The organism is Micromonospora sp. CNB394, assembly GCF_000374985.1.
GTDB classification, from domain to species: Bacteria; Actinomycetota; Actinomycetes; order Mycobacteriales; family Micromonosporaceae; genus Micromonospora; species Micromonospora marina.
On sequence record NZ_KB895842.1, the window covers coordinates 38,341 to 52,910 of the forward strand.

11 protein-coding genes are annotated in these 14,570 nt (G+C 72.3%); 10 read left to right on the forward strand and 1 reads right to left on the reverse strand.

Annotated features, from left to right (window positions below):
* Nucleotides 1-7 precede the first annotated feature (7 nt).
* The 9 genes from C569_RS0119355 to C569_RS0119395 all read left to right on the forward strand — a co-directional run bounded on the left by C569_RS0119355 (nucleotide 8) and on the right by C569_RS0119395 (nucleotide 13,442).
* The gene (locus tag C569_RS0119355) at nucleotides 8-1,867 is read left to right on the forward strand and encodes a Wzz/FepE/Etk N-terminal domain-containing protein (RefSeq protein ID WP_026268369.1); all 1,860 of its coding nucleotides are present in this window, start codon (nucleotides 8-10) and stop codon (nucleotides 1,865-1,867) included.
* Nucleotides 1,864-2,871 carry a DUF3048 domain-containing protein gene (locus C569_RS0119360; RefSeq protein ID WP_018787423.1) on the forward strand — a complete coding sequence of 336 codons (1,008 nt, stop codon included), beginning with the start codon at nucleotides 1,864-1,866 and terminating at the stop codon, nucleotides 2,869-2,871. Before C569_RS0119355 ends, C569_RS0119360 begins: the two co-directional genes overlap by 4 nt.
* Entirely contained in the window at nucleotides 2,868-4,352 is a 1,485-nt protein-coding gene (locus C569_RS0119365) for an O-antigen ligase (protein WP_018787424.1), read from the forward strand. Before C569_RS0119360 ends, C569_RS0119365 begins: the two co-directional genes overlap by 4 nt.
* Entirely contained in the window at nucleotides 4,352-5,557 is a 1,206-nt protein-coding gene (locus tag C569_RS0119370; protein ID WP_018787425.1) for a hypothetical protein, read from the forward strand. Before C569_RS0119365 ends, C569_RS0119370 begins: the two co-directional genes overlap by 1 nt.
* Before the next feature lie 17 nt (nucleotides 5,558-5,574).
* A complete protein-coding gene (locus C569_RS0119375; RefSeq protein WP_018787426.1) occupies nucleotides 5,575-6,438 on the forward strand; it encodes a sulfotransferase in 864 nt (287 codons plus the stop codon).
* Nucleotides 6,405-8,018: a polysaccharide biosynthesis C-terminal domain-containing protein gene (locus C569_RS0119380; RefSeq protein WP_018787427.1), complete on the forward strand. Its 1,614-nt coding sequence runs from the start codon at nucleotides 6,405-6,407 to the stop codon at nucleotides 8,016-8,018. The genes C569_RS0119375 and C569_RS0119380 overlap by 34 nt, the downstream gene beginning before the upstream one ends.
* Nucleotides 8,019-8,046: 28 nt before the next feature.
* Complete coding sequence (locus C569_RS0119385) at nucleotides 8,047-8,979, forward strand: sulfotransferase (protein ID WP_018787428.1); 933 nt, start codon at nucleotides 8,047-8,049, stop codon at nucleotides 8,977-8,979.
* Between the two features lie 144 nt (nucleotides 8,980-9,123).
* Nucleotides 9,124-10,167: a glycoside hydrolase family 26 protein gene (locus C569_RS0119390; protein ID WP_026268370.1), complete on the forward strand. Its 1,044-nt coding sequence runs from the start codon at nucleotides 9,124-9,126 to the stop codon at nucleotides 10,165-10,167.
* Between the two features lie 188 nt (nucleotides 10,168-10,355).
* On the forward strand, nucleotides 10,356-13,442 hold the full coding sequence (locus tag C569_RS0119395) for a malectin domain-containing carbohydrate-binding protein (RefSeq protein ID WP_026268371.1): 3,087 nt from the start codon (nucleotides 10,356-10,358) through the stop codon (nucleotides 13,440-13,442).
* 98 nt (nucleotides 13,443-13,540) lie between these two features.
* On the opposite strand, the gene C569_RS0119400 is transcribed toward C569_RS0119395, so the two are convergent.
* Entirely contained in the window at nucleotides 13,541-13,933 is a 393-nt protein-coding gene (locus C569_RS0119400; RefSeq protein WP_018787431.1) for a cyclic nucleotide-binding/CBS domain-containing protein, read from the reverse strand.
* Nucleotides 13,934-14,045: 112 nt separating this feature from the next.
* Here C569_RS0119400 and C569_RS0119405 point away from each other — a divergent pair, with 112 nt between their 5' ends.
* A complete protein-coding gene (locus C569_RS0119405) occupies nucleotides 14,046-14,501 on the forward strand; it encodes an NUDIX domain-containing protein (RefSeq protein WP_018787432.1) in 456 nt (151 codons plus the stop codon).
* Nucleotides 14,502-14,570: the final 69 nt, after the last annotated feature.

Sequence of the window (14,570 nt, forward strand, 5' to 3'; positions counted from 1 at the left end):
GACTCTGATGCCCTCACCCCATTTGGCCGAGAGCGATGCCGACGGTCTTGCCCTGATGGCCTACCTGGGCTGGCTGCGCCGCCGCTGGTGGATCCTGCTGCTCGCCGCGGCCCTCGGCCTGGGCGGCGGACTGGCGCTGAGCCAGATCCAGGAGGCCCGCTACACCTCGACCACGTCGCTGCTGGTGCGCCCGCTCGGCTCGGGCGCGGAGAGCAACCCCAACGCCAAGGTCAACCTCGACACCGAGGCCCAGGTGGTCCGCTCCCTGGTGGTGGCCGAGCGTGCCAAGGCGCTGATGAAGGTCGACACCGGGGCCGACCAGCTCGTCAAGTCGGTGACCGTCAAGGTTCCGCCGAACAGCCAGATCCTCCAGGTGGCGTACGAGGCGAACAGCCCCGAGGGCGCCCAGTCGGGCTCGCACGCGTTCGCCCAGGCGTACCTGGACCTGCGCAAGGCCACCGCGCAGAAGACGCTGGAGAACGAGACCAACGCGCTCAAGCAGCAGATCGCCGACCTGAACAAGGAGCTCAGCGCGGTCGCCGGCCGGATCGCGGCGGCGCCGTCGAACTCGCCCGAGCGGGAGCGGGCCGAGGCCGAGCGGAACGTCCTGACCAGCCAGATCACCAGCCTGAACAACCGGCTCAGCCCGCTGGTGTCGGCCGGCTCCGACCCCGGCGAGATCATCTCCGACGCCCGGCTGCCCGACTCGCCCAGCTCGCCGAACCGCACGCTCAACCTCGCCAGCGGCATGGGCGCGGGCCTGTTGCTCGGCATCGTGCTCGCGCTGGTGCTGGACCGGCTCGACACCCGGATCCGGCGCGGCCGTGACATCGCCGACCGGGTCGGCCTGCCGCTGCTGCTGGAGCTGCCGGTCCGCACGCCATCGCTCGCCGTCCTGCCGGCCACGCACCGGGTCTCCCGCGAGCTGGGCCGGCTGCGCAACGTGCTGCTGTCCGCCGTGCCCGAACCGGCACAGGGCGGACGCGGCCGCCAGCTGCTGATCTGCGACGCCTCGGCCGGCACCGCCGCCGGGTTCGTCGCCGCCAACCTCGCCGCCGCGTACGCCCGCACCGGCCAGCAGGTCGCGCTGATCACCACCAAGCCCGACTCGACGGTGGGCACCATCACCGGCGTGGCCGAGGGGCGGCACAACCTGGCCTCGGTGCTGCGCCGCGACGTGCCGCCGCTCAAGGCGCTCGCGCCGGTGCCGGGGCTGGGCCAGCTCCGGGTGCTGGTGCCCGGCGACCTGGACGCGGAGGTCGAGCTGCCGGTCGCCGGGCTGCTGGAGATCCTGCACGAGCTGTCCGCGCGCTTCGACCACGTGATCATCGAGACCGCGCAGCCCACGTTCGCCGTGGAGGCCCAGGCCCTGGGCCGGTACGTCGACGCCGTGATCATGGTGGCCGAGGCGGGCAAGACCCGTAGCGGCGAGATCACCGCCGCATTGCAGCAGTTCGAGCAGGTCAATGCCCCGGTGATCGGTGCCGTGCTGGCCCCGCGCCTGCCCGCACCGGCGGCCGGCGCCGCGCGCCCGGCGTCCTCAGGCAGCTCGGGTGCCGCGGGCACAGCGGGCGCGGCGAGCGCCCCGGCGGCACCGGCCAACCGGCCCAAGCCCCGGCCGAGCCCCGGCCCGTCCGCCGAGTCGACGATGGTGCTGCCGCGTATGCAGTCGTCCCGTCCCGGCCCGGCCAAGCCGGCCCCGGGCAAGGCCACCCCACCGGCCAACCCCGGCACCCCGGGCACGCCGGGCAACCAGGGCACGCCGGGCAAGCCCGTGCCGCTCAACGGCACCGGCGGCACCTACCGCTCCCGGGGTGACGGCGACGGCCGTAGCTACGCCCTCGACTCCGGCGAGGATCTGGGGTGAACCGCCGGCAGATGCTCCGCGCCGCCATCGCCCCCGCCGTCGTCCTCGGCGTCGGGACCGGGTGCAGCGAGCCCGAGCCCGAGCCGGGCAACATCAAGGTGGTGGACCCGGGCGACGCCACCGCCTCGCCGTCCGCGGCCAGTGCCTCGCCGACCCTGCCCACCGGCCCGCTCACCGGTGCGCCGGTGAGCACCCCGGCCGCTGCCACCCGCCAGGCGGTCGCGGTGCCGCTGCGGGTGAGCCCCGCGACCACCCCGGCCGGCCTGGACGCGGCCGACCTGGTCTACGCCGAGTTCGCCGAGTCCGACACGCTGCACCTGACCGCCGTGTTCCACTCCAGGGACGCCACCAAGATCGGCCCGGTCACCGAGATCCGGCCGGTCGACATCCGGTCGCTCGCGGTGCTGCGTCCGTTCGTCGGCTACGACGGCGGCCCCACCGGCTTCCTCACCCAGTTCGAGAACTCCGATCTCGGCGGCGTCACGCCCGACGACGACAGCAAGGTCTTCTCCGGCGACTACACGTCGACCGCCGCGCTGCTCAAAGCCGCCCCGAAGGGCGGCCAGCCGCCCACCCCGCCGCTCGACCACGCCGACGAGGGCGACGCGCTCGCCGTCCGTGACCTCGTGCCGGCCGCCGAACTCACCGTCACCGTCTCCGGCGGCCCGCCGATGGTCTGGCGGTACGACCAGGCGAAGTCCGTCTGGGTCGGCAAGGTCGGCAAGGTCACCGTGACCGCCGCCTCCGTCATCGTGCTGACGATGGAATACCGCACGCTGGACGTCCGCAATCCGTCCCCGCGCTCGCTGCCCTCGGCGAACGTCTTCGGTGAGGGCGCGGCGCTTGCGGTGTCCGGGCCGAACAGCGCGAAGGGCCGGTGGCGCAAGCCCGGCCTGGGCATGATCTGCACGATCGCCGACAACGGCGGTGACCTCCTGCGCCCCCAGCCCGGCAACGCGTGGGTGATCTACGCGCCGACCACCGCCAAGGTCTCCGTGAAATGAGCACCGCCACCCCGCCCCGCACCGCGCGCGGGACGGTCCCGGTCGGGGCGGTCTCGCCGCCGAACGGGAACCGCCTGCGGCCGGTGCCGGTACGGCCGGAGAGCTGGTCGTGGCGGCTGCCGACGGCATGGCCGCTGATCTCGGTCTTCCTGCTGTACCCGTTGTGGTGGGTGCTCGGCGTGTCGAGCTTCGTCTTCGTCATCTTCGCGGTCCCGATGGTGGCGCAGATGCGCAAGCGGGGCCCGGTCCGGGTGCCGCCCGGCTTCGGGATCTGGATGATCCTGCTGCTGTGGGTGTTCCTGTCCGTGCTCACCCTCGACCTGACCGCGCCGAACACGCTGCCACCCGGCGGCAGCGGCAAGTACATCGGCTGGGGCATCCGGCTCGCCAACTACGTCGCCATGACCGTGACCATGCTCTACGTCTACAACCTGCGGGAGCGGGAGCTGTCCCAGCGCCGGATGGTCCGGCTGTTCGGGTTCATGGGCGTGGTGGTGGTGCTCGGCGGCTGGATCGGCTCGCTGTTCCCGAACCTCACGTTCGTCGCGCCGCTGCGTGCCGTCCTGCCCCAGTCGATCGCCGGTCACCCGTACGTCACCTCGCTCATGGAGATCAAGTTCGCCCAGGTGCAGCAGGTGATCGAGGGGGAGGCCAGCTCGCCCCGCCCGTCCGCGCCGTTCACCTACACGAACTCCTGGGGCCAGAACACAGCGATCCTGCTGGTCTGGCTGATCGTCGGCTGGGTCGTACTGGGCAAGCCGCTGCGCCGCACCGCGGGCGTGGCGATCGCCCTGGCCGCGATCTTCCCGATCGTCTACTCGCTGAACCGCGGCCTGTGGATCGGCCTCGGCATCGCCGCCGCGTACGTCGCGCTGCGGCTCGCGCTGCGCGGCCGGATGGTGGTGCTCGGCGGGCTCGCCCTGGCGGTCGGGCTGATCGGGGTGCTGATCGTCGCCACACCGCTCGGCCGCACCTTCGACGAACGCCTCGCGAACGGGCACAGCGACGACATCCGGACCACGCTGTCCCAGGGCGCGGTGACCGCGGCCAACCACTCGCCGGTCCTCGGGTACGGCGGCAACCGGGCGTTGATCGGCAGCAACCGGTCCATCGCCATCGGCAAGTCCGAGGACTGCAAGCAGTGCGGCAACCGGGAACTGGGCAGCAACGGCCAGGTCTGGGCGCTGCTCGTCGGGCAGGGCTGGGTCGGCGCCATCTGCTACAACGCCTTCTTCCTCTACTGCATCTGGCGCTACCGACGCGACCACAGCGCGATCGGGATCGCCGGCACCCTCGTGCTCATCCTCATGCTGTTCTTCCAGTTCACCTACGGTGCGATGGAAGCGACACTCGCCTACGCCCTGATCACGGTCGCCCTGCTGGCCCGCAACGACCGGATACGCCGGTCGATCGCGCCGGAGGCACCCCGGGGCACGATCGCCGGGCTACGGGCCCGCCTGGAAAAGAGCGGTGACCACTGATGGTGTTCCGCGTTCCCCCGGACGGCGACGGCCGTGCCGCGTACCTCGGTGAACTGGCCGGGCTGATCTGGCCCGCGCCGGCCGAGCCCAGCCTGCGCCGCGGCGGCGCCGGCTGGGTGGTGGTGCCGTCGGCGTCCCGCCCCCGGCTGCTCGTGCCGACCGGCTCGGGCCGGGCGGCGGCGAGCGCGGTCCGGCACTCCACCGAGGCGGTCGGCCGCAAGGCCAAGCTGGTCCGGCAGGGGCTGGCCACCGCGTTCCGGCTCGGGCTGGGCCCGCTGGTGTTCCGCGACCGGCTCGTGGTCGACGGCGGCGGACTGGACGCGTACCTGGCCGAGGTGCTGGGTGAGCCGGCGCTCGTGAGCCTGCACATCGGGCCGGCCCGGGCGAACCGCAAGCCGGTGCTGCAACTGCTCGCCCCGGACGGCCGGGCCCTCGGGTACGCCAAGCTCGGCGTCGACCCGCTGACCCGCGCGCTGGTGCACGCGGAGGCGGAGGCGTTGCGCCGCCTCGCCGACGTGCCGCTCGGGCCGGTGGTGCCGGCCGGGGTACGCCATCACGGCGACTGGCACGGCCACGCGCTGCTCGTGCAGGAGGCGCTTCCGGTGCGGCTGCCCCGGGCCGCCCCGGCCGCCGCGGCGGCGGCCGAACGCGCGGCCATGGTGGCGGTCGCCGGGTGTCTCGGCGTACGCCGGCAGTCGTGGGCGGGCAGCGGGCACGCGGCCCGGCTCACCGCGGCGGTGGACGCGCTCGGACCCCGGCCGGAGGCCGGGCGGCTGCGCGCGGCGCTGAAGTCCGTCGCGGACGCCGACCCGGTGGTGGCCTTCGGCGCGTGGCACGGGGACTGGAACGGCGGCAACAGCGCGGTCCTGGCCGACGGCCGGGTGCTGGTCTGGGACTGGGAGCGGTTCGAGCCGGACGTGCCGGCCGGGTACGACGCGCTGCACCTGGCGGTGCAGGGCGCGATGAGCCACGACGGGGTGGAGCCGGTCGAGGCGGCCCGGGCGCTGATCGCCGGCGCCGGGGCCACCCTGGCGCCGTTCGACCAGACCGGCGGGGGCGCCGATCTGGTCGCCGTGCTCTATCTGGTGGAGCTGGCGGCGCGCTACCTGCGGGACCGGCAGGCGGAGGCGGGTGCGCGACTGGGGCACGTCGACACCTGGCTGCTGCCCGCCGTCGAGGAACATCTGGCCCGCCGGGCCGGGTGAGAGTGAGGAGTGGGGACGTGACGGTGGCCAAGGAGCAGGCGCTCCGCGCGGTGAAGTCGGTGAGCCGGACGGTCGGCCGGTTGACCGCCGGTTCGCGGTTGGTGCCGGGATTCCTGATCGTGGGGGCGCAGCGCTGCGGCACCACCTCGCTGTTCAAGACGCTCTCGCAGCATCCCGGTGTGCTGCCGCCCGCCTACCACAAGGGCGTGCACTACTTCGACATGGACTACCACCGGGGGATGAGCTGGTACCTCGGGCACTTCCCCACCACCGGCAAGGCCGAGGCGGTGAAGGCCCAGATCGGGGTACGCGGGATCACCGGCGAGTCCAGCCCCTACTACATGTTCCACCCGCTGGCCGGGCAGCGGATCGCCCGGGACCTGCCCTCGGTGAAGCTGCTGGTGCTGCTGCGTGACCCGGTGGAGCGCGCCTACTCCGCGCACTCGCACGAGCTGGCTCGCGGCTACGAGACCGAGACGGACTTCGAGCGGGCGCTGGCGCTGGAGGAGTCCCGTACGGCCGGTGAGCGGGAGCGGATGATCAGCTCCGCGTCGTACGCGAGCGAGCACCTCCAGCACAACGCGTACCTGGCCCGGGGCCGCTACATCGAGCAGCTGGAGCGCCTCGAGGCGCTCGTCGGCCGGGACCGCATGCACGTCATCGACAGCGACGACTTCTTCGCCGACCCGCGTCCCTCCTTCGACGCGGTCTGCGACTTCCTCGGACTGCCCCGCTGGGCGGACATCGCGTTCGGCAAGCACAACTCGCGCTCCCGTTCGCCCATGTCGGCGGAGCTGCGCACCCGGCTGGAGGACCACTTCGCGCCGTACGACGATCGGCTGGCGGCGTGGTGGGGACGCGTGCCGTCGTGGCGGCGGTGACCCGGGCGGACGCCGGCGGCACCCCGACGCTCACCGCACCGCCCCCCGGGCCGGGCGCGGGGCTGGGCGGCGCGGCCCGGCAGGGCTTCGCCAACCTGGTCGGGGTCGGGCTGGCCGCGGTGGCCGGCTTCGGCCTGAACATCGTCATCGCCCGCGGCTGGTCGGTCCGCGAGGCGGGCATGTTCTTCGCGGCCACCAGCGCGTTCATGATCGCCGCGTCGGCGGCCCGGCTCGGCACCGACGTCGGCACCGTCTACTTCGTCAGCCGCCAGCGCACGCTCGACCGCCGCGACCAGATCCGGGGCACCGTCCTGGTCGGATTGCTGCCGGTGCTCGTGGTCGGCACGCTGCTCGGGGTGGCCGGCTGGCTGGCCGCACCGGCGCTGGCCCGGGCCACCATGCCGGAGGCCGGGCCGGAGGCGGTGACCGCGCTGCGCATCCTGCTGGCGTTCGTGCCGCTGGCCGCGCTGAACGACTACGCGCTCGCCGCCTGCCGCGGCTTCGGCCAGATGCGCCCGCTGCTGACAGTGGAGCGGCTCGGCCGCACCCTCGTGCAGTTCCTGGGTGTGGCGGTCGCCGCCTGGCTCGGCCTGTCCGCCACCGCCGCGCTGCCGCTGGCCTGGGCGGTGCCGTACCTGATCGCCGCGGCGGTCGCGCTGCTCTGGCTGAGTCGGCTGGTCGGCCGCGCCGGGCGGCAGGTGACCCGGCCGGTGCCGGCACGCGAGCTGGCCGGGCCGTTCTGGCGGTTCACCGGGCCCCGCGCGATCAGCAGCCTGGCCGCGATCGTCGTGCAGCGGCTGGACATCGTGCTGCTCAGCGCGTTGCGAGGGCCGGCGGACGCGGCGGTCTACACGGCCGCGACCCGGTTCCTGGCGCTGGGTCAGCTTTCCAGCGTCGCGCTCTCCAGCTCGGTGCAGCACCGGCTGGCCGCCGCGTTCGCCCGCGACGACCGGGCCGAGGCGCGCCAGCTCTACCAGGCCGCCACCGGCTGGCTCGTGCTGCTCTCCTGGCCCGCGTACCTGATCTTCGCGGCGTTCGCCACGCCGATGCTGGCGCTGTTCGGACCCGGGTACGGCGACGGCCGCCGGGTCGTGGTGCTGCTGGCGCTGACCATGCTCCTGGCGACCGGCTGCGGCATGGTCGACATGGTGCTCAACATGGCCGGGCGCACCGCGTGGACGTTCTACAACGCGATGGCCGGCACCGTGCTCAACGTGGTCGGGAACCTGGTGCTCATCCCGCGTCACGGCATCCTCGGCGCGGCCCTGGCCTGGACCGTCTCCATCCTGGTCACCAACCTGGTACCGCTGACCCAGCTCTGGTGGTCGATGCGGCTGCACCCGTTCGGTGCCGGCACCCGGGCCGCGATGGCGCTGGCATTGGTCGCGCTGGCCCTGCCGCTGGGCGTGGCGACGCTGCTCGGGGCCGGTCCGCCGGTGCTCGCGCTGGTGACGGTCGCCGGGCTGGCCGCGTACCTGGCGGGTGCCTGGCGCTGGCGGCGCGCCCTGCACCTCGACGCCCTGCGGGCCCTGCGCCGTGGCCGCAACCGGGCCGGGGCGGACCCGGCAGCCCAGTCCTGACCGATCCTGCGCACCGATGGGACCTTCGATGACAAGCGACTCCCCCCTCGCCCCGCACTCCGGCCTGTCCACCGTGAAGGCCGCGAAGCTCGCCGCGGTCGGACTGCTGGCGGACCGCAAGGAACGCCGCGAGCTGGAACGGCCGGTGGAGGGGGGCGGTCGCCGGCTCACCCTGAAGGTGGAGCGGCCGATCTTCATCCTGGGCGCCCCGCGCTCCGGCACCACGTTCCTCGGCAGTTGCGTCGGCGCGCTGCCGGACGTGTCGTACCACTTCGAACCGCGCCTGACCAAGGCGGTCGCCCGCTGTGTCTACGAGGGAAGCTGGACGCCGCAGCGGGCCGCCCGCTACTTCCGCGGCTACTACGGGGCACTGCTCGCCGCGTCCGGGCACGGCGGGCTGCGCTTCGCCGAGAAGGATCCGGAGAACTGCTTCATCGTGCCGTTCCTGACCGAGGTCTTCCCGGACGCGGTCTTCCTGCACGTCTACCGGGACGGCCGGGACGTGGCGGTGTCGCACGCCGAGCAGCCCTGGCTGAACGCCGCGTCCACCGGTACCGGGCGCAGCGGCCGGGGCGGTACGCCGTGGGGCGCCGCGCCCCGGTTCTGGGTGGAGCCGGAGCGGCGCGACGAGTTCACGCAGGTCTCCGACCTGGGCCGGTCGGCCTGGATGTGGCGGCGGTTCACCGGCAGTGCGCTCACGCAGCTCGCCGAGCTGCCCGCGGAGCGGGTGCGGCACCTGCGGTACGAGGACGTCGTCACCCGTCCGGCCGAGGCGGCCGAGGTCGTGGCCGACTTCCTGGAGGTCCGTGACCCGGCCGGACGGGAGGCGCTGCACGCCCGCTTCGCCAAGGCACGGCCGGGCTCGGTGAGCCGCTGGCGGCAGCGACTGACCGAAAAGGATCTGGCCGATGTGATGGCTCAGGCCGAGCCGCTGCTGACGCGACTCGGCTACCCCGCCTGAACGCCGCGTCACGGGTAGAGTGCCAGGAGTCGCCCGCCCGGCCCGGCGAGCCTCTCCGCCCCCGCGGATCCGTCAGGGCCCTCATACCGTGGCCGGCGACCATCCTGGGGAGAGGTTGCGGTGGTACGACGGTTACGACTGACGATGGCTGCCGTGCTGGGCCTGGCTTTCCTGGCGCCGGCGGTGGCGGCCTGTGACATCGACTCGGAGCGATCCGACGAGACGACCGCTGCGGCTTTGCCGCCGCCGACTGTGACACCGCGGACCGCCCCGGTCCGCACCACCGGGCGCGGGCCGGAGCCACCCGAGAAGGGTGCCTGGCTCGGCACCTGGGTCAAGCCGCAGTACCACAACGCCAGCGGGCGGGTCGCGGCGTTCGACGACTTCAACCGGGCGGCTGGCGGCAAGCTCGCCATCGCGCACATGTTCCACGAGTGGAACGAGCCGTTCCCGAGCGCCACCGAGAAGTTGTTCCAGGGCCGGGGCAAGCTTCAGATGATCTCGTGGCAGGGCACCGACACCCGGTCCACCGTCAGCGGCGTCTACGACGCGCTGATCCGGGAGCGGGCGAAGGACGTCAAGGAGTTCGGCGTTCCGGTGCTGCTGCGCTACCGGTGGGAGATGGACCGGCCGAACCTGGCCGCGAGCATGCACTCGCCGGAGGACTACGTCGCCGCCTGGAAGCACGTCCGCGGCATCTTCACCGAGATGGGCGTCACAAACGCCGGGTGGGTGTGGTGCCCGCACGCGGACGGCTTCGCCGAGCCGCAGCGCCGGGCCGCCGCCTACTACCCCGGCGACGACCAGGTCGACTGGCTCTGCGCGGACGTCTACCCCAGTCCGGAGTGGAACAGCTTCTCCAATCGCATGGACCACTTCATGGCCTTCGCCAAGAAGCACCCGCGGCCGGTCATCATCGGCGAGTACGGCCTGACCCAGGACGGGCGGCCGGGCCAGCGGGCCGACTGGATGCGCGAAGTCGGTCCGTACCTGAAGAAGCACCCGCAGATCAAGGCTGCGGTCTACTTCGCGGCCCGGCAGACGGAGAAGCCCATCTACGACAGCACGTTCGGCGACGACCCGGAGAGCGAGCAGGTCTTCCGGGAGATGGCGACCGATCCGTACTTCCAGCCACCGCTGCCCGACCTGAGCGTTTCCTCAGGAACACCCTCCGTGTCCGGGGGCTGACCGTCGCTCGTCTTTTCGTGTAACCCGGTGCGTTTCCTCGGTCAAAAAGGGTCGACCCGGGTGGACGGGCGACGGCCGAATGCGAGAAGGTATTGCTCTCACGTCTGCGGTCGGTCGAGTGACGCCCCGCCTCATGTCGGCACCGACCACGATCGCAGCGCCTCCGACGTTTCCCCCCGGAGTAGCCTGTGGCTTCCTCGATCCTGAGACACCGCTCGGTGTCCGCCTTCGGCGCTGCCGTGCTCGGCATCGCCACCTTGTTCACACCGGTGCCGGCGCTCGCCGCGCCGGCCACGGTGCCCGCGCCCGACCACAACACGATGGTCGGCGAGGTGCCCTCGGACAAGACGCCGAACATCAACGACGGCAACGTCGTGGCCATCCACGACGCCGGCAGCAAGGTGATCGTCGGCGGTTCGTTCACCAAGGCACAGAACCGGGGTTCCTCACCCACCCCGGTCGAGCGCCGCGGACTCCTCGCCTTCGACAAGGCGACCGGCAAGATCGACAACGCGTTCGCGCCGGTGCTCGACGGTGACGTCACCGCCGTCGTCGCCGGCCCGACCCCGGGCACGGTCTACGTCGCCGGCAAGTTCAACAAGGTCGGTGACAAGAACTTCCGCAAGCTGGCCCTGCTGAACGTCGCGGACGGCACCCCCGTCGACGGGTTCAAGGGTCCGGCGTTCAACGGCACCGTCAACGACATCGCGCTCGTCGACGGCCACCTGCTGGTCGGCGGCATCTTCACCACGGTGACCGCGACGACCACCCGCAACGGGCTGGCCTCGCTCAACCCGACCACCGGCGCGGTGGACGACTACCTCACCGTGTCGCTGACCGAGAACCACAACTGGACCCCGACCAACAACGGCGCCTCGGCCGGTGTCGGCGTGGAGAAGTTCACCGTCTCCCCCGACGGCAAGCACCTCGTGGCGATCGGCAACTTCAAGAAGGCCGATGGCGTCGTGCACGACCAGATCGTGCGGATCAACCTGGGCGGAAGCTCGGCGACCGTCGCCGACTGGAACACCGACGGCTACTCCGCGGCCTGCAAGTACTCCGCGTTCGACTCCTGGGTGCGCGACATCCAGTTCTCCCCGGACAGCAAGTACTTCGTCGTGGTCACCACCGGCGCGTCGTACCCGGGCACGCTCTGCGACTCCGCGGCCCGCTGGGAGACCGCCGCCACCGGCGACGGCCAGAAGCCGACCTGGACGAACTTCAGCGGCGGCGACACCTTCCTCTCCGTCGGCATCAGCGAGAAGGCCGTCTACGTCGGCGGTCACTTCCGCTGGTCGAACAACCCGCTCGCCCGCGACAAGGCCGGACCGGGCGCGGTGCCGCGGGCCAGCATCGCGGCGCTCGACCCGGTGAGCGGCCTGCCGCTGTCCTGGAACCCGGGCCGCCATCCGCGCGGTTACGGCGTCACCGAGATGCTGGTGACCCAGGAGGGTCTCTGGCTCGGCAGCGACCAGGAGTACATCGGCGACTTCGAGTACCAGCGCAAGCGGCTCGCCTTCTTCCCGCTGGACGGCGGCAACACCCCGCACTCGACCAGCACCAAGGGTCTGCCGGGCGACGTCTACCAGGCCGGTCGCGCGGCGCAGACCGAGGTGCTCTACCGGGTCAACGCCGGTGGTCCGGCCATCCCGGCCACCGACGGCGGGCCGGACTGGGCCGCCGACAGCACCACCGAGCCCAGCCCGTACCACAACACGGGCAACCAGGCCAGCAGCTACCCCACTAACGCGACGTTCGACCCGACCGTGCCGGCGAGCACGCCGGCCACGCTGTTCAACACGGAGCGGTGGGACGAGTCGACCGCGCCGGACATGCAGTGGGACATCCCGGTCGCCGCCGGCACCCGGGTCGACGTCCGGATCTACATGGCCAACCGCTGGTCCGGCACCAGCAAGCCGGGCGCCCGCAAGTTCGACGTGAGCGTCGACGGCGTGCTCAAGCTGAACGACTTCGACCCGGTCGCCGCCGCCGGCGGGACCGACCGCGGCACCATGCAGTCCATCTCGGTGGTCAGCGACGGCGTGGTCGACATCGACTTCGGCCGGGTGCTCCAGAACCCGCTGCTGCACGGCATTGAGATCGTCAAGACCGCGCCCACGCCGGACGCCTCCGACGTGCTCTACCGGGTCAACGCGGGCGGCGACCAGCTGGCCGCGCCGAGCGGCCCGGCCTGGGCCGCGGACACCGCCACCGCGCCGAGCACCCACCACAACGCCGGCAACCAGGCGTCCACCTACCCGACGAACGTCTCGCTCGACGGCACGGTGCCGTCGGGCACGCCGGTCGAGCTGTTCAACGCGGAGCGGTGGGACGAGTCGACCGCGCCGGACATGCAGTGGGACTTCCCGGTCCCGGCCGGCACGCCGGTGCAGGTGCGTCTCTACCTGGCGAACCGCTGGGCCGGCACCGCCACCGCCGGCAAGCGTAAGTTCAACGTGACGGTCGACGGCGTGGTGAGGCTCAGCAACTTCGACCCGATCGCCGCGACCGGCGCCACCGACCGGGGCACCATGCGCGCGTTCCCGATCACCAGCGACGGCAACATCGACATCGACTTCGGTCGCGTCCTGGAGAACCCGCTGGTGCAGGGCATCGAGATCGTCAAGCTGCCCCCGGTGCCGCCGGCCACCACTGTCGACAGCATCATCAAGCGCTCGTACGACGGTGCGACCGCGGTCGGCAGCGCGATGTCGGTGCCGAACGCGGACAACACCCGCTGGTCGGGCGTCAAGGGCGCGTTCTGGGTCGGCGGTGACCTGTTCTACGGCGTCGGCGGCGACCTCTACAAGCGCTCGTTCGACGGCACCGAGTTCGGCACCCCGAAGAAGCTGGATCCGTACCACGACGCCAAGTGGGACCTGGTCGTCACCGGCTCCGCGCCGGAGGGCTCCACCTACGCCGGCATGACCAGCAACTTTACCGCGGAACTGCCGAACGTGACCGCGATGTTCTACAAGGCCGGACGGATCTACTACTCGCTGGCCGGTCAGAGCACGCTGTTCTGGCGCGGGTTCACGCCGGACACGGGCACCGTCGGCGCCGAGCGCAACACGGTCACCGGCACCACCGCCTTCGCCGACGCGGGCGGCCTGTTCCTGGACGGCGACACGCTCTACGTCGTCTCCCGGAGCACCGGCAACCTGTCCTCGATGGCGTGGTCCGACGGTGTGCCGACCGGCTCCGCCACGGTGCGCAGCGGTCCGGGCGTCGACGACGTGGACTGGCGCGGCACCTCGGTCTTCGTCGGCCCCTGACGGGCGGGCACGACCGAAACGGAACAGAACGACGATGGCCCGGCCGACATCGGCCGGGCCATCGCCCTTTCTCCGGCGCCGCTCGCGCCGCTGAGGAATCAGGTACGGGTCGGCGCGTGCTCACCCGCCCAGACCCGCATCAGGTCCCGTACCGAGATCACTCCCGCCGCCTCCCGGCCGTCGAGCACGACAAGATGACGGAACCCGCCGCGGGCCATCGCCGCGGCTGCCTCCTCGACCGTCCAGTCCGGGCCGGCGTAGACGACGTCCCAGGTCAGATGGGCGCCGGTGCGCTCGACATCCGGGTCGAGCCCGGCGCCGATCGCCTTCAGCACATCGCGTTCGGTAATGATCCCGATCCCCTCGGAGTCCGGGTCGATCACGACCGCCGACCCGACACCGCGGGCCGACATCATCCGGGCCGCCTGCCGGAGCGTGTGCTCCGGCCCGACCACGAGTACCTCGCTGGACATCGCTTCCCGTACCTGCATCACACATCACCCCTGTGGGACGGCGACTGAGTACGGACATGGTGGGCCCTCGATGCGTACCGGGACAAGAACGGGCATCGCCGGATACGGCCCGGATGGCTACTGTCGGAGGGTGCCCACCGAGCCCCTCCGCTGCGCCGGCGCGCTGATCGTCGACGACGACGGCCGCATCTTCATCCAACGCCGATCCCCCGATCGGCGCCTCTTCCCGAACTGCTGGGACATCGTCGGCGGCCACCTGGAACCGGGCGAGGAGATCGACGACGCGCTGCGCCGGGAGGTCAGCGAGGAGACCGGCTGGGCCGTGTCGCACGTGCTCGGCCTGGTCGGCGAGTACCGGTACACCGCCGACGACGGCCTGACCCGGGTGGAGACCGACTTCCTGGTCCGGGTCGACGGCGACCTGAGCCGCCCCCGGCTGGAGACCGGCAAGCACACCGAGTTCCGCTGGCTGGCGGAGTCGGAGATCGCGCTGCTCGACGAGCACCGGAACGTCAACGACGGGCTGATCCGGCGGATCGCCGAGGACGGCTTCGCCGCGCTGCGCTCGATCGGGCTGACGGGCTGAACCACTGCGGGTCCGTGCCCGGCGATATCCTCGCCGGGTGGAAACGGGTCGAGTAAAGGAGCGTGTCGG